Annotated in this window: 22 protein-coding genes and 5 pseudogenes; 19 read left to right on the forward strand and 8 right to left on the reverse strand. The window is 41.3% G+C overall.

Features of this window, described 5'->3' with window-relative positions; translation table 11 throughout:
• From F8S12_RS07290 to F8S12_RS07300, 3 genes and pseudogenes are all read left to right on the forward strand, one after another.
• A pseudogene (locus F8S12_RS07290) lies at positions 1-449 on the forward strand (ISNCY family transposase); the annotation flags it as partial.
• A 167-nt stretch (positions 450-616) separates the two neighbouring features.
• Positions 617-1,030, forward strand: a complete 414-nt coding sequence (locus tag F8S12_RS07295) for a hypothetical protein (RefSeq protein ID WP_196515654.1) — start codon at positions 617-619, stop codon at positions 1,028-1,030.
• Between the two features lie 132 nt (positions 1,031-1,162).
• Complete coding sequence (locus F8S12_RS07300; RefSeq protein WP_196515655.1) at positions 1,163-2,290, forward strand: DUF3466 family protein; 1,128 nt, start codon at positions 1,163-1,165, stop codon at positions 2,288-2,290.
• Between the two features lie 350 nt (positions 2,291-2,640).
• Here the strand turns inward: F8S12_RS07300 and F8S12_RS07305 are convergent.
• Positions 2,641-2,928, reverse strand: a pseudogene (locus F8S12_RS07305) (IS630 family transposase); the annotation flags it as partial.
• A gap of 78 nt (positions 2,929-3,006) precedes the next feature.
• Between F8S12_RS07305 and F8S12_RS40405 the strand changes: the two are divergent.
• The 5 genes and pseudogenes from F8S12_RS40405 to F8S12_RS07340 all read left to right on the forward strand — a co-directional run.
• Positions 3,007-3,893: pseudogene (locus F8S12_RS40405) on the forward strand (IS4 family transposase); the annotation flags it as partial.
• 242 nt (positions 3,894-4,135) lie between these two features.
• Positions 4,136-4,291, forward strand: a pseudogene (locus tag F8S12_RS07325) (transposase); the annotation flags it as partial.
• Positions 4,292-4,305: 14 nt separating this feature from the next.
• On the forward strand, positions 4,306-4,473 hold the full coding sequence (locus tag F8S12_RS07330; RefSeq protein ID WP_196515658.1) for a DUF4351 domain-containing protein: 168 nt from the start codon (positions 4,306-4,308) through the stop codon (positions 4,471-4,473).
• A gap of 459 nt (positions 4,474-4,932) precedes the next feature.
• Entirely contained in the window at positions 4,933-5,328 is a 396-nt protein-coding gene (locus F8S12_RS07335) for an ASCH domain-containing protein (RefSeq protein ID WP_196515659.1), read from the forward strand.
• Positions 5,325-6,092 (forward strand): DNA cytosine methyltransferase, encoded by a 768-nt coding sequence (locus tag F8S12_RS07340; RefSeq protein WP_196515660.1) that lies wholly within the window; start codon positions 5,325-5,327, stop codon positions 6,090-6,092. The genes F8S12_RS07335 and F8S12_RS07340 overlap by 4 nt, the downstream gene beginning before the upstream one ends.
• Before the next feature lie 238 nt (positions 6,093-6,330).
• Here F8S12_RS07340 and F8S12_RS07345 read toward each other — a convergent pair whose 3' ends face one another.
• The 3 genes from F8S12_RS07345 to F8S12_RS07355 form a co-directional block, all read right to left on the reverse strand.
• On the reverse strand, positions 6,331-6,651 hold the full coding sequence (locus F8S12_RS07345; protein WP_196515661.1) for a transposase: 321 nt from the start codon (positions 6,649-6,651) through the stop codon (positions 6,331-6,333).
• A gap of 11 nt (positions 6,652-6,662) precedes the next feature.
• On the reverse strand, positions 6,663-6,818 hold the full coding sequence (locus F8S12_RS07350) for a hypothetical protein (RefSeq protein ID WP_196515662.1): 156 nt from the start codon (positions 6,816-6,818) through the stop codon (positions 6,663-6,665).
• 146 nt (positions 6,819-6,964) lie between these two features.
• Positions 6,965-7,177, reverse strand: a complete 213-nt coding sequence (locus tag F8S12_RS07355) for a transposase (protein ID WP_196515663.1) — start codon at positions 7,175-7,177, stop codon at positions 6,965-6,967.
• Between the two features lie 221 nt (positions 7,178-7,398).
• Here F8S12_RS07355 and F8S12_RS07360 point away from each other — a divergent pair, with 221 nt between their 5' ends.
• From F8S12_RS07360 to F8S12_RS41950, 7 genes and pseudogenes are all read left to right on the forward strand, one after another.
• Entirely contained in the window at positions 7,399-7,896 is a 498-nt protein-coding gene (locus F8S12_RS07360; RefSeq protein WP_196515664.1) for a hypothetical protein, read from the forward strand.
• 291 nt (positions 7,897-8,187) lie between these two features.
• On the forward strand, positions 8,188-9,588 hold the full coding sequence (locus F8S12_RS07365) for a salicylate synthase (protein WP_230967859.1): 1,401 nt from the start codon (positions 8,188-8,190) through the stop codon (positions 9,586-9,588).
• Positions 9,589-9,844: 256 nt separating this feature from the next.
• Positions 9,845-10,648, forward strand: coding sequence for a methyltransferase domain-containing protein (locus tag F8S12_RS07370; RefSeq protein WP_196515665.1), 804 nt, complete (start codon positions 9,845-9,847; stop codon positions 10,646-10,648).
• Between the two features lie 338 nt (positions 10,649-10,986).
• Positions 10,987-12,408, forward strand: coding sequence for a hypothetical protein (locus tag F8S12_RS07375; protein WP_230967860.1), 1,422 nt, complete (start codon positions 10,987-10,989; stop codon positions 12,406-12,408).
• A gap of 431 nt (positions 12,409-12,839) precedes the next feature.
• Positions 12,840-13,274, forward strand: coding sequence for a DNA cytosine methyltransferase (locus F8S12_RS07380; protein WP_230967861.1), 435 nt, complete (start codon positions 12,840-12,842; stop codon positions 13,272-13,274).
• Between the two features lie 27 nt (positions 13,275-13,301).
• Positions 13,302-13,409, forward strand: a pseudogene (locus F8S12_RS07385) (DUF1392 family protein); the annotation flags it as partial.
• Positions 13,410-13,428: 19 nt separating this feature from the next.
• Positions 13,429-15,708, forward strand: a complete 2,280-nt coding sequence (locus F8S12_RS41950) for a carotenoid oxygenase family protein (RefSeq protein ID WP_196515666.1) — start codon at positions 13,429-13,431, stop codon at positions 15,706-15,708.
• Between the two features lie 205 nt (positions 15,709-15,913).
• On the opposite strand, the gene F8S12_RS07395 is transcribed toward F8S12_RS41950, so the two are convergent.
• The 3 genes from F8S12_RS07395 to F8S12_RS07405 form a co-directional block, all read right to left on the reverse strand.
• Complete coding sequence (locus F8S12_RS07395) at positions 15,914-16,198, reverse strand: hypothetical protein (protein WP_196515667.1); 285 nt, start codon at positions 16,196-16,198, stop codon at positions 15,914-15,916.
• An 89-nt stretch (positions 16,199-16,287) separates the two neighbouring features.
• Positions 16,288-16,650, reverse strand: a complete 363-nt coding sequence (locus tag F8S12_RS07400) for a hypothetical protein (RefSeq protein ID WP_196515668.1) — start codon at positions 16,648-16,650, stop codon at positions 16,288-16,290.
• Complete coding sequence (locus F8S12_RS07405; RefSeq protein ID WP_196515669.1) at positions 16,647-18,053, reverse strand: LVIVD repeat-containing protein; 1,407 nt, start codon at positions 18,051-18,053, stop codon at positions 16,647-16,649. The genes F8S12_RS07400 and F8S12_RS07405 overlap by 4 nt, the downstream gene beginning before the upstream one ends.
• A 486-nt stretch (positions 18,054-18,539) precedes the next feature.
• Between F8S12_RS07405 and F8S12_RS07410 the strand changes: the two genes are divergently transcribed.
• Positions 18,540-19,193 (forward strand): pentapeptide repeat-containing protein, encoded by a 654-nt coding sequence (locus F8S12_RS07410; RefSeq protein ID WP_196515670.1) that lies wholly within the window; start codon positions 18,540-18,542, stop codon positions 19,191-19,193.
• 415 nt (positions 19,194-19,608) lie between these two features.
• Here F8S12_RS07410 and F8S12_RS41560 read toward each other — a convergent pair whose 3' ends face one another.
• Positions 19,609-19,737, reverse strand: coding sequence for a hypothetical protein (locus tag F8S12_RS41560; RefSeq protein ID WP_269144780.1), 129 nt, complete (start codon positions 19,735-19,737; stop codon positions 19,609-19,611).
• Positions 19,738-20,234: 497 nt separating this feature from the next.
• On the opposite strand from F8S12_RS41560, the gene F8S12_RS07415 reads away from it, so the two are divergent.
• The 3 genes from F8S12_RS07415 to F8S12_RS40415 form a co-directional block, all read left to right on the forward strand.
• The gene (locus F8S12_RS07415; RefSeq protein ID WP_196515671.1) at positions 20,235-21,278 is read left to right on the forward strand and encodes an NAD-dependent epimerase/dehydratase family protein; all 1,044 of its coding nucleotides are present in this window, start codon (positions 20,235-20,237) and stop codon (positions 21,276-21,278) included.
• 76 nt (positions 21,279-21,354) lie between these two features.
• Positions 21,355-22,677 carry a sensor histidine kinase gene (locus tag F8S12_RS07420; protein WP_196515672.1) on the forward strand — a complete coding sequence of 441 codons (1,323 nt, stop codon included), beginning with the start codon at positions 21,355-21,357 and terminating at the stop codon, positions 22,675-22,677.
• Between the two features lie 226 nt (positions 22,678-22,903).
• A partial coding sequence (locus tag F8S12_RS40415; protein WP_230967862.1) for a hypothetical protein occupies positions 22,904-23,124 on the forward strand: 221 nt, incomplete at its 3' end.

Here is a 23,124-nt window from a genome sequence, read left to right on the forward strand (position 1 = left end):
CCTTATTATCATCAAGAAATGAAGATTTAGTGGCGTTATTATTAGAAGTAACTAATACCCTAAATGTACCAATTGATGGCGTTGTTAGTGATGGACAACAATCAATTCGCAAAGCTGTTAGGTTAGCATTACCTAGTATTGCTCATGGTTTATGTCATTATCATTACCTAAAGGAGGCAATTAAACCCATATATGAGGCGGATCGACATGCAAAAAAGGAATTAAAGAAAAAAGTTAGAGGATTACGAGACATTGAACGTAGTGTTACCAATGAAGATAAGGATTTGGCAAACATTATTGAAGATTATTGCTCGGCAGTACGTAGTTCTATAACCAATGATGGTCATCCACCGTTAGAGGCATCTGGATTAAAGTTACAAGAAAATTTGACGTTGATAGAGCAAAGCTTAGAGCGGATGGAAAAAAAAGTGCTTTACCACCACCTTTAGTCAACCTGAAACACCTGATAGCTAAGGGTTTATCTGCGACTGCATCTTTATTTTTACCTGTCATAGTTGCATATCAATGGGTTGATAAGGCTAGTGATATTCTCAATAATAAAATAGGTCTTGATGCTGCTGGAGTTAAACAAAGTTATCAGGAACTATTAACAGAAATGTCCTCTCAATTGCAGAAGGCTGGTACACTTAGTACCGCAATCGATAACTTTATAAAAACCACTCATAACTACTGGTCTGGACTTTTTCATTGTTATGAAATTGAAGGTTTTCCCCGAACTAATAATGACTTAGAACATGCTTTTGGTATGCTACGTCATCATCAACGTCGTTGTACTGGTCGTAAGGTTGCCCCCTCATCCCTCGTTATTCGTGGTTCTGTCAAACTTGCCTGTGCGATCGCTACTAAGCTTCATTCTTTTACCGCATCTGATTTAGCACAAGTTGATATTCATACTTGGCTCAAATTACGCTCTCAATTGCAAAAACACCACAAAGCCAGAATTGAACAATATCGATTTCGCAGAGACCCCAAGGGTTACTTGGCTAATTTAGAGAGTCGTCTTCTCTAGTAAGTTTTGCCACGCTAGCTATTTTTCAGCTTAGGTGTTGATGGCGTATTTAGCGATTACCCAGATACGGCAGCTTACTATGCTACCGTTAAATAGGAATTGGTAGAGTAATAAAAATCACGGAAAAATAACATGGTTTTACTTAACTGGAAATCCTGTATAACAGCAGTAACCTTGACCGCCATCAGTCTGACTGCATCCAAGTCGGCATTAGCGGTATCTCTATACTCAGTTACTGACTTAGGCAGTCTTACAGGAGAAGCTTACAGTTACGGTACAGGCATCAATGACTCAGGTGAAGTAGCCATTAATTCTTTGGCTAGGTCTTTTTTTTACAGTAATGGTTCGCTCAAAACAATTAGTCCACTGCTTGGTGATAATCAACTTGCAGTAACTGGTATCAATAACTTGGGGCAAGTAGTTGGTAATTCGGTTAATAGTAATAACTTTACTGGAAATAACCCTTTCCTGTACAGCAATGACCTCACCCAACCTCTCCCAATTCAAAATGCTATTCCTTATGCAATTAACGATCGCACCCAAATAGTAGGGGGAGCAGGAGAACTTGGCCCTTTTTTATACAGTGATGGTACAGCAACAAGCATAGGAACTTCTGGTACTGTTGCCTACAGTTTAAATAACTTGGGACAAGTAGTAGGCATTCTCAATTCAGGCACAGCTTTTCTGTACGAAAACGGCCAAACTACTGATTTGGGAACTTTGCTAGGTGACGGGTACAGTCAAGCAAATGATATTAATGACTCAGGACAAGTAGTTGGTATTTCGGGACTCACTGGAGTAGATGATGGTCGTGCTTTTCTGTACAGTTCCAGCACAGGACTCCAAGACCTCGGTAGGTTACGTCCTACAGATTTGTTCAGTTTTGCTGGGGGGATTAATAATTTAGGTCAAGTAGTCGGGTTTTCTGGCACTAACAATAACTTTTTTGCACCAGATGGCAATGGTTTGCGAGCTTTTCTTTATAGCGATAACACTCTGTACGACTTAAATGATCTGATTGCTCCTGGTTCAGACGCTGGCTTTACCTTGACAGCAGCATCTGCGATTAACAATAATGGCCAAATTGCTGGTCGTGGTGCAGTTAATGGTGAATTACGCGCCTTCCTCTTGACGCCAGTCTCATCTGTTTCTGTAGCTGAACCAACTTCAGGCGTTCCTATTTTGTCATTCGGTATTGTTGTAACTTTATTTGCAGCACTCAAGCGCAAACGTCACTTTAGCAGTGCAGCTATACAATAAAGAAGTTAATGCAATAACTTAAGGCAGACAAAGTGATTACTTGAGAATATGGATTTATAAAAATCTTTGAAGATATGTCTCTTTACCACGCTTCGAGACATATCTCTACTTTAGGCAAGGGATTTCACAAACTAGTCATCACCTGAGCTAATTGATTAGATAAATCAATTACAGACTCTTGGCATTTGTTAAATCCCATATTCCGCACTTCAATTTGAAGTATAAATAGATTACAGTCAAGAAAAAAGCAGAAAATCACGATAATTAAGAAAACAAAACTAAATTAATCTACGGCGTGAAGAGAAATAATTAAATATTTTATATTTGACTTATAAAATAGCACTATAGGACTAATATTTGATTTCTGAAAAAGCTCCGTACATTTGAAGAGTGGCAAAATCAAAGGTAGTGTGTCGGATAAACCACTCAAACATCCACTTCAGATGAGAGAACGAAGGAATCAAAGCACAGAAACGCCGCACCCAGGTTTTAGCCTGTAACCAAATATCCTCAATTGGATTTTGTGATGGGCAATTAGGAGCAAAACGTATGCAGTGAATTTGCCATTGTTCTTCCGGTAAACCTTGGTTTACCTCGGCTAAAAAGTTTTGGACAAGATGAGAACGATGGTAAGAAGCGCTACAATACTTCTCGGTTAAGGTCAAAATTGTTGTAAAGTGACAATTGTTGTCCTGAAATAGCGATTGCAAAGACTAGTGCAGCTAAAAGATTTCTCCTTCATCGCTCCAACAGTTGAAGCAGAGTTAATATTGAGAGCAATAGAAACGGTGATTTCGCCGGAGAAAATTGTACAAAGTTTGGCGCAGACAGGCAGTGTTGAAGAACGTAAGCGAAAATTGCCATCGCAACTGACAGTTTGTTTAGTAATAGCGATGAGTTTGTGGGCATCGGATTCTCTTGTGTACCGTCCTGAAGAATTTAGTTCAGGGATTAAATAGGCAATGGACAAGATTGGGACAGTATTGGAAAGCACCAAGTAGTTCTTCAATCAGCGAAGCGAGGCAGAGATTGGGATGTCGGGTAATGAGCCAGCTATTTGAAAAAATAGTCCGGCCATTAGGCACACCACAAACGCCAGGGGCATTTTTAGGAGGACTGCGAGTCATGGCAGTAGACGGTACGGTTTTGGATGTGCCAGATAGTACTGCTCTCTTCCAAAGTATTTGGATATCCAGGGAGTAGAAAGGGAACTAGGGCTGCTTTCCCGAAGGTACGTTTGGTATTGTTAGTGGAGGCGGGAACTCATCTAATTGTTGATGCCTTAATGTGTCCCTATCGTATCGGTGAGAGAGTGCGAGCTTTAAAACTACTACGAAGCTGTGGTCAAGGGATGCTACTAATGTGGGACAGAGGATTACACTCTTACCGTATGGTTCATGCTACTAAAAATCGTGGATGCCAATATCTTGGACGAGTTCCGAAGAATGTTAAATTTCCAGTAGAAAAAGTTTTAGAAGATGGCTCATATCTGTCGTGGATTGCTCCAGATCGCAAGTCCAAAAACAAAGGTGGGACACAGATCCAGGTTCGGGTCATAGAATACACTATCGACTCTGATAATGGACAAAAAACTTATCGCTTACAATACCTTTGCCAAAATAAGAGCCAACAAAAATTTGGGCAAAAATGGCAAAATGACCCATACATAAGCGTTTAGCTTATAAGGTAGCTTGGAATATCAAACCCTTGATACTACGGACAATACGTTAAAAAACCTTGTGGGAAACCTTGAAGGAATTTTTAGGACTTATTGTTTTTGCCAAGCCTCAGAGAAAAGGGAGTTCAGATATCAACTCACCCTCGTAAATTGGCAAAGGTATTGGCTTAATTACCAGTTTGATGGATATTGCTGTGTTTCCAGCTTTATTATTAGCTAACGAATATCATCAACGTTGGGAAATCGAAAATACTATTGATGAGTTGAAAACTCATCTCAATGGGCGCAAAACTCCAATTCGCTCTCTCAAACCCCGTAACGTGAAGCTTTCCGCTTTTTGAATCGATTATTAAGTCGGCGTTTCGGTGAAATTGAACCATCAATTATTGAACGAGTTAGAGTATTGCCTGTTGACCAATTGGAAGCGTTAGGTGAAGCTTTCTTAGATTTTGTATCTGCTGATGAATTGCTCAATTGGTTAAACCAGCAACCAAATAATCACTAATTCATAATGACACTTGATGGCTTGCTAACGTAATTCGTAATTAGAAATTAAATTACGAATTACTTTGACAGCCTCTGCTCTACACCAATATTAACTAACTCTAATCTGCTCACACTTCATTAATGATTAGTTGATAAACACGAAAAAGCCGGAGGGGTATGGACGCAATCCTCGGCTTTCATGAATCAAAGAATATATGACTATGATGCAGTATTACATTTAATGTTTCCTGACTATTAGGGATAGGTCTTACTCTCTCAAAAGGAGAAGTTTTATTTTATCAAAAGATAGAACTGAATTTTGATAGTAGAAATCGTGGATAAAATACAGAGTTTTTTCAAAAGTAATAAAAGGGATTGCCACCACAAGAAAGCAACGGACTCCAATCAAAGATATATCCACATCCAGCGATCGCGGAAGAAAGACGCATACATTCAATTACTGGAGTTTTAAAACACCGTGAAAGCGCTATCTGTTCGTCAACCTTGGGCATGGGCAATAATTTATGCTCTCAAAAATGTTGAAAACCGTGGCTGGCCTATCAATTATCGCGGCGACATTCTGATTCACGCTGCAAAAACCTGTACCAAAAAAGAATACCAGCTTTCGATTGAATTTTGCCAAGGGATGGGGGTAGTAATCCCAGAATTAATCTGTCTACGTCGCGGTCAGGTCATCGGTATAGTCACAATAGTAGACTGTCAGTTCTCACAAGTTGCGTCTGGCTGGGGAATGCCTGGGCAATATCACTGGAAGCTGGAGAATCCACGTGAGATTACACCGATTCCTTACATTGGGCGGTTGGGAATTTTTGAAGTACCTGATGAATTGGTCAGGAGTGTGATCGCCTCATGAAATCAGTCCTCTCACTTTTCTCGGGCATCGGCGGACTATGCCACCACGGAATATCAGCCGCAGGTCTATCCCACAAATTCCGAGTCCAGCAATTTGTCGAAATCTCCCCTTATGCTCAATCACAATTGCGCCATGAACAACCAGGAATTCCAATCAACGCAGACATCACCAATTACCACTGCCACCAAGGACAATTCGACATTTTGTGCGGCGGATTTCCCTGTAGTGGCACCAGTAACGCTGGAGACAAAAAAGGACTCAACGACCCCAGGTCTGGACTGTGGCGCGAAATGTTCCGCATCATCAACCAGTGTAGACCAGCAATCGCTCTCATCGAAAACCCAACAGGGCTACTCGCTAGAGGAATGGCAACAGTCCTCGAAAACCTTTCCCAAATCCGGTACGTATGTGAATGGGAAACTATACCCGCGTACTGCCTTGGCTTGCCACATGAAAGAGAAAGAGTCTTTATCATTGCCTACGCCGATGGCTTATTCCACCGTCAACAGCCAACCCCCTGGACAGACCAAATTGGAAATCAAATTGCGGAAATACGGTTCTCTCATGAAGACCGAAGCTATAAACCCGGAGTTCTTACGGTGGCTTTTGGGGTTCCCATTGGAGTGAGCAAGGGAATCAAGGGCAACTATGATGCCCGTCGTGCTTATGGATTGAGTTGTTCTCCACGACAGGCAGCGATCGCTTGGAAACGGATTGATTATTTGTGCAGTCTTCTCGCTCATAATGAGCATAAGCATGATTAACCTTGTCCACAACTTAGAAGGATAGTTGCTATCTTTCGCCTTCTTCAAATGATCGCCCATCGCACGAGCGATCAGCTACGATTTAGAGAGGCAGTGAGTATGACAATATACACATAAGCACTTGGGTACTTGAGTACTGATGCAACTAGCACCCCTTATTGTTCAAAGTCGTCAAACATTAATTTCCCTATCAGCATAAGTGTATAATCTATCCCAATTAGAGTTAGATTATATGAACCTATCCCACTAATAATATTTTGTTAATCCAGATGTGGATTGTAGCAAGGTCAATGAATGCGTCAAAGTAAACTTTTTGACGTTCCCATCTGACGACGAGACGGTGGTATTTTCGTTGATACCAGGCAAAACACCGCTCTTGCTGAAATCTAGGAACAGAGATTTTGATTGGTCTTCCTCTGTTTTTCTTGGTTTTCCAAACTCGTTTTGGGATTTGAGGACGAATACCTCGTTTACGTAAGTCAGCGCGTTTTTGCTTTGAGTTGTAACCTTTGTCAGCAGCCAGCACCTTGATTCGCTTGCGTAGTCTGCCGCGCCTCAAAGTTTTTAATTTTACCTTGTGTCTTGCAAAGGTAGCACTTGTTCTCTTTCACTACCGTTAGCGGGAGTAGTAGAGTTGGCTAAAGGCATCCCATTACCTTCAGTAAGAGTGTGAATTAGAATACCTTTGCCTTTGCCGCCATAAGCAACCTCTTCACCACCACCCATTGAGCAGGGGAAAAAGACCCGTCAACCGCGCCAAACTCCCAGTTTATTAGTCCTTTTTCATCTGCGTAGGCGTAGCCCGCCGCAGGCATCGCTAAGACACGCGCTTGTAAATGCTCTAATGTTCCGTCTTCACGCCACCGCTTTAACTATCGATGGGAAGAGCTTTTTGATGCCCATCTATCCCCCTGTAGTAGATCACACCATCGACACCCAGTAATCAAAATATATAGCAGACTATTTAATACATAGCGATATGGAGCATGAGGCATTCCTTTGCCACGCTTTTCTGGCTCCTTGGGAAACATATTCTCAAATAACTTCCATTCCAGGTCGCTCAATCCTTCAAAACGTCCGGCCATCAAACCATACGCTCAACTCCATTGAGAAGTAGATTACCACATTCTTACATTAGTGGGATAAATTCAATTATCTTAACCTCTCACGGATGCTCAACTCCTGTTTATCATTGAAGACATTAGTTATTTTTATACTTTTAAAAGCCGTGAATATGCAGAAATCATGCTGTAATATGCAATAATCTAAATTGTAAATTACAACTATATAGATATAAAAAACAAAGATGGCTAGCAATATTCAAGACAAAGAGAACAATTTAGGCACTTTGTGGTTATTTAAGGAAAAATTTGGTTTTAAACAGCTTCCAGTAAACGTAGCTTATGAAGCTTATTACAAATCGCTGCTTACTTGTGCTAGTGGTGATGGAACACTAGCAGATGAAGAAAGAGATTGGGTGATTGGATATGCCTATGCCTACAATTGCAACCCTGCAATCATTGAACAACTTAAAGTTTACAAGGCTGATGAAGATATCGAGACAGTCGTTAGTGGACATTCTTCAGTTGATGAATCACGACGTTTCCTAATTTATGATGCAATACAAGCTTGTTGTGCTGATGGAGAATATAGTGAAAAAGAACGGGTTGTAGTACTCAAAGCAGCAAAGAAACTCGGTATTTCTGAAGACGTATTTCAACAAATTGAAGAAATCTATCTAGAAACAGTCGAACTCCGTAAAAAACGGCTGGCAGTAATGTATCCCGATGGTGGGCCTTTATAATTTTAATTGAAGGGACGAACTTGACAATATTTATCAAAACAGGATTCAGGAGTCAGGAGCTAGAATAAGAAATTGAATTCTGTGCGAAGCCGCGGATGAATAAGTGGGTTTAAAACCCCCACCAAATCGGGCAATTTGGTGGTCTACAATTAGTGCGCTGTTACACCACACTAATTGCTTCTGACTCCTGAATTCTGACACCGCTGGATTCTTCTTTAATACTATAAATGATGAAAGCGATCGCCTGCAACTGGCACATTGTTAAGTAGTCCTAGTTTTGAGGAAATAGTCATGGCTAAAAATTCGACCGACATATTTTTGAACATGAACGAAACACAAACATATGAGTACGAAGAAGTGTTTGTAATAGGGGAAATTCATCCTATTATTGTGTTGCAAAATTTGCTTCAGTCAGGTGTTATTTCTGACTATATTCTTTATCAAGAGCGGGACGAAGTGCGTATTGCTGGTAATATGCTATTTAAAGTAACAGTAAGCTTAGAGGCTGTCTCATTAGAAGATACAGAAAAAAAGCTGTCAGTCCCTATTAGCGATCCATTTAAACAAGTAGAATCCCTATTAGCATCTTTGTCAATTAGAGATTGGACGGCTTATGGCTATATCGCTTTTGATATAGTTCGCTTCTACTCAAGCTACTCCAAAGCAATTCAGCAACCACTTTTATGTTTTATTGTGCCAGAAACCGAACTTCACATTACTAAACAAAGAATAAAAATTAAAAGCGTAAAATCGCTAGATAAAATCAAAAAATTGTTATCAGTTAATAGCCAAATAACAGAGTTCGTTCCAACACCCATATCGATCAATGTTACTGATAACGAGCGGGAATGTTATCAAAGTAAAGTAGATGTTCTCATTCAAGCTATTCAAGCAGGGAAGTTACAAAAAGCCATACTTTCTCGTTCTGTAAAGATAAAAGGAGATCTGGACGTTCTGAAAACCTATATAGCTGGAACGAAAGTTAATAACTCTGCCCGTTCATATTGTCTGAATATAGGAGATGTACGTGCTGTAGGCTTTAGTCCCGAAATATTGATGCAGATAGACAATCAAGGATTTGTTATTACCAATCCGTTGGCAGGCACTCGGCGACGTGGTGAAAACTTGCAAGAAGATGCTCGCCTGTATAGTGAATTATTTACCAATGCTAAAGAGGTTAAGGAACACGCGCTCTCCGTCGAACTTGCTCAACAAGAGATTGCCAAACTTTCTGTACCTGGGACAGTTAAAATATTTGACTTTATGCAGGTCAAGAAATACCGCTATGTACAGCATTTATCATCGCGAGTGAGCGGTCAGTTAAAATCAAAGAAAACTTTATGGGATGCTCTTGCAGTTTTATTTCCAGGCATTACTGTGTCTGGTATTGATAAAAGTGAGGCGTTGGAATGGATAGCTCGCCTAGAAGACGAGCCACGAGGTATTTATGCAGGTGCTATTGGTTGGATAAACAGCACTGGACTTGTAGATTTAGCAATCGCTATCCGCTCCGTCTATCAATATGATGACTGGATTTACCTAAATGCTGGAGCAGGTATAGTAGCAGAATCGCTCCCACAAGAAGAGTACATGGAGTCTGTTAACAAAATGAACACCATGTTGTGCTGTCTGGTATTAAAGAAGGAGTCAGAAGTCAGAAGTCAGGAGTCAGAATCAATTAGTGTGGTATAACAGCGCACTAATTGAAGACCACCAAATTTTCAATTTGGTGTGGTGTTTCACCGTTTATTCATCCGCGGCTTCGCACAGAATCCAATTCTGAATTCTGGCTCCCGACTCCTGAATTCTTTTTTGTTAAAGTATTAATCAACCCAAGCCATTCATGGCATAGATGTAACTTTTTGATTTTTTTTGATTTGGCACTTCAGATACAATTCCTTTATAAATCAACTTTTTCTCAATTCATCCAGTATCTTCTAAAAACGTTATGCAGAATATAGCCCTTGGATTTCAATTTCCCGAAAAAATGAACGAAACAAAATTTTTATTTGACTTTCTAGATAAATGTGACGAAATAGATTCTGTGCGTGTATGCAAACAGAAAATAATCGATTATTTAGTCATTAAAGAAGGCGATTGTGTTTTAGATGTAGGGTGCGGAATCGGTCAGGAAGTACAACGTATAAAACAACTTGTTGGTAACAATGGTTTAGTTGTGGGAGTAGATAAAAGTGAGTTAATGATTGAGGAGGCGAAGAAAAGAGCAGATAAATTAAATCTGTCAGTCAAGTATTTTGTAGCTGATGCCAACTCTCTTAAGATGAATGATAATAGCTTTAATGCCTGTCGGGCAGAACGTGTTTTATTGTTCCTAGAAAACCCTAAGAACGCAGTTTTGGAAATGATTCGTGTATTGCGTCCTGGTGGAAAGCTTGCTATCTTTGATTTTTACTTAGACGGCACTTTTGTTAACTCGGCTTTTCCCGCTTTAACTCGCAAAATTGTTGGCTTCATATCGGACAGTTTTCCAAATGGATTAATAGGTTGTAAGCTCCCGGAAATATTTGAAGAATTAGGTTTAACCAACATCACTTTTGCTCCGCACACTAATATCGCACCATATGATTTTTTTATGTGGGTTTGTCAGGGAATTTTAGACCAAGCTATTAACCAAAAAGTTATATCAGAATCCGACTTAAATCAATGGGTAAATCAATTAAAAAAAATGCACGAATCAGGGCGTTTTTTAGCAGGTTTTCCAGGTTTTATTGTGACTGGGCAAAAAAAATGAAGAGGAATTCAGAAGTCAGAATTCAGGAGTCAGAATCACTCTTCGTCGGGGATTCAGACCCGCGACTGATTGAAGACCACTAAATCGAAGATTTAGTGGGGGTTTTAAACTAGGCTGTTGACTTTGTTGGTTTTAAGGCAAAATTATTTCATGCAATAATGATGTTGTTAAAGCCGAGAAAAGTCAAAGTAAATGCAAGAGTTTAAAAGCCCAGTTAGTAGATTAGCACGGTTGTTTCAGAAAGGTCGAGATAGCTGGAGAGGAAAAGCCTTAGAGAAACAAAAAAAAGTGAGAGCATTAGAAATAAAAGTCCGAGATTTAACTGCGTCACGAGAGCATTGGAAACAGCGAGCGCTGGCAGCAGAATCAGAGATAAAAGAGCAGAGAATAGGAGCAGAAGTCGGCGAAAAAAAGAAGAAATTGCTACCGAGGGCATCAACTTAGATGAGAACAAATATAGTGAGGAATTAAGTATCAAGGGACATACTTATGATGCTCAGACAATTCAACAAGCTTTAGAACTTTTAATTGACTGTGGCATCAGTTTTAGAGCGACAGAAAAAGTATTCAAATTATTTAATTCTGAATCAAAGATAACCCCAAGCTTTACTTGTATAAGAAAATGGTTAGGGAGGATGGGGATATATGAATTGACAAGAAAAAAAGAATATCGGGATGATTGGATATTTATTGTTGATTTTACACTCGAACTTGGAAAGCAAAAATCTTTAGTTGTATTAGGAGTCTCACAGCAGTATTTGAGTGAACAAGTAGTTTCTCAAAGACGAGCTTTATCACATGAAGATGTCGAACTATTAGGATTAGAAATTATGGGTTCGACAAAAGGAGAAATGATTCTTCATCAGCTAGAAAAAATAACTGAACTAGTTGGTGTACCAGTACAAATAGTCGCAGATCATAGTAGTGACTTGGCGCGTGGAATCAAGCTATATCAAGAAAATCACCCAGAAATAATTTACACTCATGATGTTACTCATGCAATGGCTTTGCTTTTAAAATACAAGTTAGATGCGAATGATAGATATCAGTCATTTCTGCAAAAATGTCACAGATGCAGGCAAAAACTCCAGCAAACAGAATTATCTTTTTTATCTCCTCCATCACAACGTTCTCAATGTCGCTATTTTAATGTTGAAAGACTGACTAATTGGGCACTTAAGTTATTAAACTCTCCGGTAGAGACTCTGATTCTATTAATGCCAAACATTGAACATAAGCTGATTCTTTCAAAAATAGTAGAGAAGTTGGCATGGTTAGCTGATTATGAAGCAGACTTGATTCATTGGAATCAAATGGTGACAATGACGCGCCGCCTAGAAACCCAATTAAAACATTTAGGACTTAACTCTCAAACTCTGCAATATTTTCAGCAAAATCAATTTGATTTGGTGAATGGCTCACTCCAATATTTTCAACAGCAAATATTTGATTACGTGATTAATGAGTGTTCGCAAATTAAGGATAAACAAACTTTTTTAGCCACTTCTGATGTCATTGAATCTTTGTTTGGAAAATATAAACAATTTTCTGCTCGCTGTCCAATTAAAGAGATGGGGCAAATGTTGTTAACCATTTGTTTATCTACTATGAATTTAACGACTACCGTTGTGAAAAATGCACTTGAATCTATTAGTTTTTCCGATGTCGGAGAGTGGCTTGCTGAGGTTTTTGGACAGTCTATGCTCTCAAAGAGAAAAACTTTATTCTCAACCCCAATCAATGACACAGAAACAGCATGAATTTTTACTCTCAAAAAAGGCACAGAGTCAACAGCCTAGTTTTAAACCCGTCTATTCATCCGCGGCTTCGCACATAATTCATACTGAATTCTGGCTCCTGACTCCTGAATTCTGTTTGATAATCTCAAGATAAAGGCGTTATTTCTATGCTAGTACACCAGGCGCATAAATAAATAGACCATATTGTGAGAGGTCAAGCATTCTGCAATCCTTGATTTCTTCCCTCATTCCCCCTCTTTATACATTCGGATGCGTAAAGTGGTAAGTATCCTTTTTTTATCTTCCGTGTTAACACAAAAATAATTAAATTATACTTAATTATTACTGAGGTGAAGAATCAACGAAAAAATAAAGATGGTGGAATGCCGCAGCTTTAATGTGGGGCATTACAAATTATTTATCCTTAGCAATACCTTCGCCAAAAAAAGAGTATGAAGAGATATGGAGTGATCGCTCATCTAATCCCTACGATGCCCGACTCTCAACTACTGCTCAAGCAACAACAAGCTTTAGACCAATTTTTAGCAACCAATGAACCAATACCACTGTTGATTGAACGGGTTGGGGGACGCAAGTTACCCAAGTACAAGCCAGGGTCGTACCCCGCTAATACCATTCTGCGAGCGCACTTCACCGATCACAAAGGCTGTAACCGTAGTAAGTTCGCTGATATCTGGTTGCCAAATGGTACGGTCAAGTCTTTGTCTATCCAAGGTGCAGCCATTTTGCAGGGTTTTCCGTCTTGGTATGAGTTCCCGCCTGAGACTGCTACGGCTGGGTCAATCATCGGCTACTCTGTACCACCCAGTTTTGCAACTCAATTATTCATGTCGGCACAAAGTATTTTGAAAGGAGCAAAATTGTGACTAACCGATGGACTAAACTTAGAACAGTGTTGGTACATTTCTGCACCGTGGGGTCAGCAAATCCCGCCGTTACTGGTCAGTTTGTTAGAGCAAGTCTATGTTAAATCTGCCAAGGGTTTCTTTTTAAATAAATAACTAAAAAAGGCTGAGTTTAATGACATTTAAAGTTACTGGACGAATTTACGAAGCTGAAAGCGGTTTAGGAATTCCTAACTTAATAGTTGAAGTATTTGATAAGGATATTGCCAATAAAGATAAGTTAGGACAAGTTAAAACCAATAGTACTGGCACTTTTGAACTTAACTATACTGAAGCTGATTTTAAAGGTAAATTTGAGAAATTTGAAGGTAATCCCGATTTATTTCTTGTTATCAAAACGGCAGGCAGTTCAAAAGTTTTGTTTTTCACAGAGAAGAATATTCGTCCTGATGCCACTACACATGAGTATTTTGACGTACCAATTCCTCAAGCTCAAATAGTACATAAACCATCAAAAAATGCTAAAGAATTCTTAAAAATTCTCATTGGTATTGCTTGGATTGATGGAGTACTAGAACCTGAAGAAAAAGAATTTTTACAGCGAGTTGCACAACAAAAAGGATTGACTGAAGATCCAGAAATTAAAACTCTATTATCAAACAATCAACCTGTCAAAACAGAAGAGTGTTATGGCTGGCTTCAAGCCTATTTAGGAAATTATCCTGACGAAAAAGATTTTCAGGAGTTATACGAAGCTCTCAACTCGCTGATGTATACCGAGGGTGTGTTAGATGCAAAAGAAAAGGAACTCATACAAACCCTCGCGACTGCCACAGCAGCCCCAGCTGGTACTCGCCCTAGTACTTTGCAGCGGCGATTTATGATCACTTTGATGGATAGCAAATTCCTAGCTAATGTCTTACAGATGGAGCGGTCATCAATAGTCAGTAAAGGGCCTTCGGTCACTGGCTACTACGCTCGTGTACCTTACCAAATTTTGAGTCGCCTCAGCACTACTGCCAGAGTTAATATCCTGGCAGAAGATATGGCAGATTTTTATTTGACTGATAATTTTGCCCCTGTCAAACAAGAAATAACTGCCGACAACCTAACCGTCATTGGTGAACTACCCCAAGAACTGAATGGCATATTTCTCCGCAACGGCCCTAATCCCCAATTTGAGCCTATCGGACTGCATCACTGGTTAGATGGGGATGGAATGCTCCACGGAGTAAATATCAGCAACGGCAAAGGCAGCTACTGCAACCGCTACATTCGCACAGAGGGGTTTGAGATTGAGCAAAAACAAGGTAAGGCGATTTGGCCTGGTTTGCTGAATCTGCCTCGATTTGATGCCCCTTATGGCTTGATGATGAAGAATACTGCTAACACTTCGACTATATGGCACGCAGGCAAACTGCTGGCACTGTGGGAAGCTGGCGCACCTTATGAAATTCGTCTTCCTGATTTAGAAACAGTTGGGGTACATACCTTTGACGGTAAGCTTGCTTCTACCTTTACAGCTCACCCAAAAGTTGATGCTCAAACGGGTGAAATGATTGTGATCGGCTTTGCACCTATTGCTCCTCCTTATCTGGAATACAGCGTGGTTTCCGCAGAGGGCAAAATGTTGCGAACCATACCTATTGATATACCTGCGCCAGTGATGATGCACGATTTTGCCATCACTGAACACTACACCCTTTTTCTGGATATGCCGCTTGTTTTTAGTCCTATGCGGATTATGCAGGATCAGTTGCCCATTAAATTTGAGAAGCAAAACCCTAGCCGCATCGGTATCGTACCTCGCCACGGTGATAACCAAACTATCCGCTGGTTCAATATCTCGACTTGTATGCTCTACCATGTTGCTAACGCTTGGGAGGAAGGTAACGAAGTGGTACTTATCGCCACCAGGGCACCCGATACCTATCTCTTTATTCCTCAGAAAGACAATGGTGAGGGGGGAGATACTGAATTTGAACACTTCCGCCTATATCTATACCGGATCGATTTGGCAACGGGTGTTGTGAAAGAAGAATTGCTAAATAACAATGATACCGCCACGGAATTTCCTCGGATTAACGATGACCTGACTGGGCGAAAGACACGTTACGTCTACGCATCCCGACAGGCTACTTACATGAGACCTAGACTTTTGTTGGATGGTCTGCTCAAGTATAACTTGGAGACTGGTAGCACTCAAGTACATGAATTTGGTCGGGGACGCTTTGGTGGTGATAGTGTCTTTGCGCCTCGTCCTGGTGCTACTTCTGAAGATGATGGCTGGTTGCTGACTATGGTTTGGGATGCACTAGCGAAAAAGTCTGAGCTATTAGTCGTTGATGCTCGAAATATCACAGCTCCACCTGTAGCGCGGATAATTATGCCACAGCGCGTTCCTTACGGCTTCCACGCCAATTGGGTTTCTGAGGCACAGATGGCAACTCGATAAGGTTAATAAGCTGCTCCACATTTAGTTTGCAATAGCAGCATTACCTTTATTTTTAATTTTCCTTCCCCATTGAATAATTAACTCTCCCTGATCAATACCTTAGCCAATTTACGAGGGTGAATTGGTATATTAACTCCCTTGTCTCTTGGGTTCGGCAAAAACAATAAGTCCTAAAAATTCCTTCAAGGTTTCCCGCAAGCTTTTTTTACGTATTACCTTCACGGGTATTGGGTTTGAGCCGGGGGATTGCATAGCGTTCGACAACAAGCAACCGCATGGAATTAAACGAGTATTGAGCGAACGCTGGTGTATCTGTTTCTTTCGGCTTAAGCCGGAGTATTTGGTAGGGGAGAAAGTGCAGCAATTGACTTGATTTGAGCAACACCAAAATGTGAGATCGGGGTTTAATTAGCCAATTATCAATTACATTTCGGGCTTGTTGTTGCCCTGCCATCAAAGTTCTAGTAAACTTTACTAGAACTTTGTTCACTACACACTTTTAGATGAATAGTACAGCAAACACTACAACACAACCATCTCTGCCTCCAGGTGGGATCGCTCCGCTCTTACTACCATTTGTCACACTGGGAAATCGAGCGACACTTCCCCCAGTGCCGGCAGTCTATTATTGTGGACAATCTCACCAATACTTGTGCATCTTTCACTAGCATTCATACCAAAACGCATAGAATCACCGAACCAGTCTTCATCGCCATAGACACCTGAATTGCGTTTAACTGTCGATAATTCTTCTATATAAAAAATGCCAGCAAGCTCAACATTTGCTTCTGTGGCTAAAACCGTAGCTTTTGCTTTTGCTTGCCTAATTGCCTGTTGTACGGCAGCTTCGTCAGCACTAAAGATTGGCTGACGCATATTCATTTTTTGGATTGATAGAATGAGCGCGATCATAATTGTAGTTAAAATCCAAGTTTTCTTCATGACGACGATTTCCTGCCCTCGTATTTCAGAATCCACAACCCTTGATTTTTGTGGGTGATGTAAATGTAACCCCGGCGATCAACTAACACATCTTCGGTCTGAACCACTAAGCGTCCTTCCGGTAGCACCCCCAAGCGCCGTTCTGGGTCAGGCGGGATGAAATAGCCAACTTCCTGCGGCAGGCGCGGATTAGAGACATCAAAAATGCGTAAACCTGCATTGAAGTAGCTGAGGTACAATAGATCGCCCTGCTTCTCTACATCTGGATTATGTTGCAAATGGTTGATGTTATGCGGTCCCTGCCAGCCTCCCTTCTCTGAAAAGTCGCGGTAGCCATACCCAGAAGGAGGAATCGGACTCGGCAAGATTGACAGCAGAAATGGATTGGCTGGATCGCGGATATCGACAATTGAGGCGTGAGGGGCTGCACTTGCACCATAAGACACATCCTCAGAATTAACATAGGCAATGCCTTGTTCAGGCAGAGGTAACACACTATGTACACCAAAGCGGGAGTGAAACGGAGGGCTAAACGGTAATCGTCCAATTTGACGAGGTTTAGTTACGTCGCTGATATCCAGAACGATCATTCCCGCCGCACCGTAAGCTAGATACACTAAATTGCCAGCAACATAAGGTGGTCCATGATGCGAGATGTACGTTGCTGAAGGTTGTTCACCCCCTGCTGTGTGTTGCCCCTTCACCCACCATCGTCCAACCTCTCGTGGTTTAGCGGGGTTGTCAATATCGACGATGACGTAAATATTTCCTTCGTAACCTGGTATTCCGGCTGCTAGATGCATATAGCGTCCACCGGCATAAAAGTTGCGATGGGTTCCCGTGCCGCCTGTGCGAAATTGCCCCAACCGTCGAGGATTAACCGGATCACGAATGTCCCAAATTAGTACACCTTCGTCAAACGGTTTTTTGTTGCCTCCTAAACCTGGTAGGATTTGTTCCAATGCTGTAATCATTGTGTTACCAGACAGTTCCATCTGGAGCGTTGCCGTGTTCTCTGGTCCTGCAATAAACTTGACGACTTCTGGTTTAGCTGGATCGGTGACATCGACAATCGACCAACCAGGTTGCCAGAAGTGTCCCATGTAGAGATACCAGCGTCCTTGATGTTCACGAATTGACAGTTTGAACCCAGGTTTATTGTTCAAGTCACTGTAGCCAACTGTGCGAATATTGTGCGCGATCGGCTTTGTCTGGCGCTTGTAAGTCTGACTGAAATGCCCTCCAGGTTTATTAGTCTCCTTGAGGTAAGCATTGTTTAGAATGGTTGGCTTATCTACTTTTCCACGCGGAGATTGAGCCAGTCCTGCTTTTCCCAGCAGAGCGCTTGCAAACCCTGCGGTTGTGAAGGTGAGAAAAGAGCGTCGATCGCAAAAACCACACATACCCGATAGCCTCCGATATCACTGCCTTGCTAAAGCCGATCAATTTTGTTGCTTTGCATCCCGCTTTTAAAACACTGTTTCTGCTAAAGCCATTGCCTACTGCATTTTGACAAACCCAACATAGCAAATCCTATGCATAATCGCCTCAATAATTTCTTGATGATTGGCTCCCATATTGCAATTGACTCTTGGACACTTTATAGCCAAAACGTGTAATTACTGCCTAGATATATTGATCTAACGGCTTTTTAGTATTAAGCCGACAATCGTGTAATTTCCATTTAGATGGTAGAGAGTAGAGCCTAAAACTGAAGATAAACCAGAGACTCAATTCTCTCAAACCTTTACTACATAGGTTTTGTAGAAAGTGTTTTTTGAAAGAGGGTTAAGGCAAGGCTTGCTCAAGCACAGGTTGCAAGGTGTGTGAACAGTGCGTTATAAGCTAAGTACAGTCGCCGCGACAGCAAATACCACCAGATTCGCGGAATGGGGGTTAAGTTGGGCAAATTATGGAAATTATTGTCGGGGGGTTGGATCATCTTTTGGCTGGGATGGACAGTAATTCAAATGAATGGGGGTGGGGAAACTCTTTGGTTGCGAATTACTCAAAAATGTACAAATTGTGACTTGAGCAGTGCCAACTTCAACGGTGCCTACCTGATCAATGCTGATCTAAGCGGTAGCTCACTCCGTGGTGCTAACCTTAGCGGTGCCTTTCTAACCAATGCAAACCTCAGTCGTACTGACTTGAGCGATGCCAACCTCAGCCGTGCCGACCTGGCCTACCTCACGTTCTTCGGTAAAAGTGCAAATCTTAGCGGTGCAAACCTCAGCCGTACCAACTTAAGCGGTGCTAACCTCAGCGGTGTCAACCTCAGCCGTGCCCGACTGAACCATGCCCGACTCGGCGGTGCAAAACTGGACGCTAATTTAGACAGTGCTGATCTAAGCAGTGCTGACCTGCGAGGTGCCGACCTGCGAGGCGCTAACCTCAAGGGTGCCAACCTGAAGGATGCCAACCTGAGCGGTGCCGACCTGCGCCGTGCTAATTTCAAGGATAGCAACCTAAGCGGTGCCAACCTGACGGGTACTGACCTGACAGATACCTACATACAGGGAGCGATTGGACTTAAGAAATAACCTGCCAGTGCAGCCTTATATAAATTGCTGTTTCTTAATTACTGCAAAATTTACTCTTACTACCTTCCAGGCTGACTGATTCCCAATCTTTCCAGACCTCACAAAACTGAACGACCCGCGAGTAAACTGCTGTTCCCCCTTCTTTAATCTCGGCTCAATACCCAATCCACCCCTCCACTTCAGATGATTACTTTGTTCGCCTAACCCCCCAAAACCTTAATCTCTCGCACACCGCCCGTTTTGCAACAGCGACTTCTCTAATCCTTGCTAGGTAAGGATTACACAAGTATATGAAAAATAAGGCAGCAAAATTTTTCGCTCATTGCTACCGCTATTTAGTCGTACATCAATCAACTTTTGATGCACCAAAAAGCTTACTAGATAAGCATTGAAGCTATCTTGCCCCTGGTGTCAGCTACGCTATATCTGCCCCTATTAGCAAGTCAAACACCAAGGTCAAACTTGCCACCAGGTCTATCCCAGTGATTGAAGATTTGCGGTTCAAGAGCGATCGCACAGACTGGAAACGGGACTTTAATGACATTTCTCTTAGGGAGAAAGCAGCACGGGATTAGCGCGCGCCCTTCGGGACACTCAAAGTATTAGGGGTACAAGTATCATCGGAACAGAAAACCGGGATAAGAAGCATTACATGAATACTACAAAAAATTTTAGGTGCTGAAACTCTTGATTTATCGTTAGGCAGTAGTTAGTGATTTGAAAAGTGAGCTACTACAACTTTCAAAAAAATCCTTACGCAATAAGGCTTTTAAGCTTAACCCAGTTTTCTGTTCCATTGATACTCACACCCCTATATTCATCATGTCAACGCCACAGCGATCGCTTCTACCCTGGCGGTAATAGTCGTTTCTTTCATACTTTTCTGCCTTTCTGGCTGATATTAAACGGAATTGTTGTTAAAAATGTTGTTTTATGTAATCATACTTAGATAAAATTTGTATTTATTTGTAATTGAGTTTAAATAAGTTAATTTAGCCCGGTGCGTTGATTGGCTGAAGTTTGTGTGTAGGAGCATTTTGCATGCCGTTACATTATTTGTCTGAGAAACCGGTGTTGGTGACTGGTGGCGCGGGCTTTATTGGTTCACAGTTGGTTAGTGATTTGTTAGCCATTGGGGCTGATGTCAAAGTTTTAGATAATGAATCAAGAGGCATCAAAGCCAATCTCGAAAACGTGGGATTTGCGATTCAGCCTGGGAAAAACTATTTTGTGGCCGATCTGCGTGATCCCTCAGCCCATAAATACTTTCGGGACATCCACACGGTTTATCATCTGGCGGCTGATGTGGGCGGGATTGCCTATGCTTTAAGTCAAGGCATCCAGATTTGGCGAAACAATACACTGATTGATACCAATACATTTGATGCCGTGTTGCAACATAAAGTGCCAAATTTAATTTATGCCAGTTCTTCCTGTGTTTATCCAATGCAACTATCATCACCACATCGTGCCTTGAAAGAGCACCAAGCTTGGCAAGGGGAAATGCATACTCTGTACGGCGCTGAGAAGCTTTTGGGGGAAAAGGCAATCGCCATGCATTTGCAGGGATTGACCAAAACCAATGCTGCCATCGTGCGTTTTCATAATGTGTATGGTCCTCGCAGCATTATGAAAAGCCAAAATGCCCAAGTCATCCAAGCACTGATCTCACGCGCATTGAACAATCCCACCCAGGATCTCGAAGTTTGGGGTACTGGTCGTCAAGGCCGCGACTTTATCTACGTGACAGATATTACGCAGTGGTTGGTGAACCTCTGGCTGCCCAAGACCAATCAATTGCCGAAAGAACCGATTCAACGCGGTTCTGGCAATAACACCACGATCAAAGCGATCGCACAAATCATCATCAAAACCTTGAATTTGGATATTGCAATCGACTTTAGACAGGTGCCAGATGAAGGTGAACGGGGACGGAAAGCGGATAATACTCTGTTTAATGCCCTATATTCGCACTTGCCGAAGACGTTGTCGATACAAGCTGGAATTGAGCGCTATATCAAGTGGAGCATGGCACATCCAAGCTATTGGCAAAAGAGTGTCCCCAGTATCAGCTTACTTAATTGATGGTGCGATCACTCTGATATTTGGGAATCCTAGGAATAATTCCACCAGATTGTGGTAACACTGCTCACCCAAACCTATGATGAGTCCAACAAGCACCTCAGCGGCTTTGCTTGAGAGCGAAGCTTACCATCGCGATCTATTCGAGAAATCTTCAATTGGATTGCTACTGTGCAACATGAATGGGCAATTGTTGTATGCCAATACCGCCTATGCAAATATCTTGGGACGGACACCGGAAGAGCTACCATCTTTAACCTATTGGGAAATAACGCCTGAAAAGTATGCCGATGCAGAACAACTTCAACTGCAAAGCTTGCAAACAATCGGACGCTATGGACCTTATGAAAAAGAATACATTCACAAAGATGGATCTCTGATTCCTGTGCAACTATCTGGTGTCATCGTTGAGCGTCATGGCGAACAATTTATTTGGTCTAGTATTGAAGATATTAGCGATCGCAAAGCTGCCGAGAACTTGATTCAAGAAAAAAACAAAGCCTTAGAGCAAGCACTCACTCAACTCCAACAAAGCCAAACCCAACTAATTCAAAATGAAAAAATGTCTAGTTTGGGTAAAATGATAGCCGGAATTGCTCATGAAATTAATAATCCAGTAAATTTTATTCATGGTAATATTAGCTGCATCGAAGAATATATTCAGGTTTTATTAAAGTTATTAGAGCTTTATCAACAAGACTATCCAAATCCTACAGACAATATTCAACAGGCTTTGGAAGAATTTGAAATCGATTTCATCGCTTCAGATTTGAACAAAATACTCAAGTCAATTCAATTAGGTACGCAGCGTATTAGGGAAATTGTTCTTTCCTTACGCAACTTTTCTCGTCTTGATGAAGCCGATCTAAAACAAGCTGATATTCATTCAGGAATTGATAGTACTTTAATGATTCTACAACATCAATTCAAGACAACAAAAAGCCAACATCCAGAAATTAAAGTTATTAAACAATATAGTGATTTACCACTGATAGAATGTTATCCAGGTCAAATTAACCAAGTATTCATGAATATTCTCAGTAACGCAATTGATGCATTAAAAGTAGGTCTAGGAACAGAAATTCAATCGCAAATTCCTCAGATTTTAATTTGTACACAAGTCATAGATGAAGAATGGGTGTCCATAAATATTAGTGATAATGGTATGGGGATGACAGAAGAAGTACGTTCAAAAATATTTGACCCATTTTTTACCACCAAACCTGTCGGTCAAGGTACTGGTTTGGGCTTATCTATTAGTTATCAAATTATTGTAGAAAAACATTGTGGACACATTATTTGCAATTCTCAGCCAGGACAGGGTTCAGAATTTATAATTAAGATTCCTGTGCACCCTATCATATCATGTCCGGTTGAACACTTGTCATTGCGAACGAAGTGAAGCAATCTCCAAACCCTTGCGATTGCTTCATTCCACTGCGTTACACTCGCAATGACGTATCGTAAGTGATTCAGCGGACATGATATCAAGGGGTACAAGTATCATCGGAACAGAAAACCGGGTTAAGCTTAAAAGTCTTATCCAGTAAGGATTTTGTTGAGGGTTGTAGTAGCTGATTTTTCAAGTTACCAGGTGGCTGCTTAACGAGAAAATAAGGGTTTCAACCATGAAAAATTTTTGTATTATTCATGTAATAATGCTTAACCCAGTTTTCTGTTCTGATGATACTTGTACCCCAACTAGAACAATATTTAAAATAATTGCGAATGGGCGAGAAAGCGAATTGCGAATTGAGGCGGGTGCTGGCGGTTCTTTCGGGGTTACAGCAGGAATTCTATCGAGGGCGGTTGGGGGCGGGGTTGGCGGCCGGCGGGGTCTGGCTGACGG

It is taken from the genome of Nostoc sp. WHI (assembly GCF_015714725.1).
In the GTDB taxonomy this organism is placed as follows: Bacteria; Cyanobacteriota; Cyanobacteriia; order Cyanobacteriales; family Nostocaceae; genus Nostoc.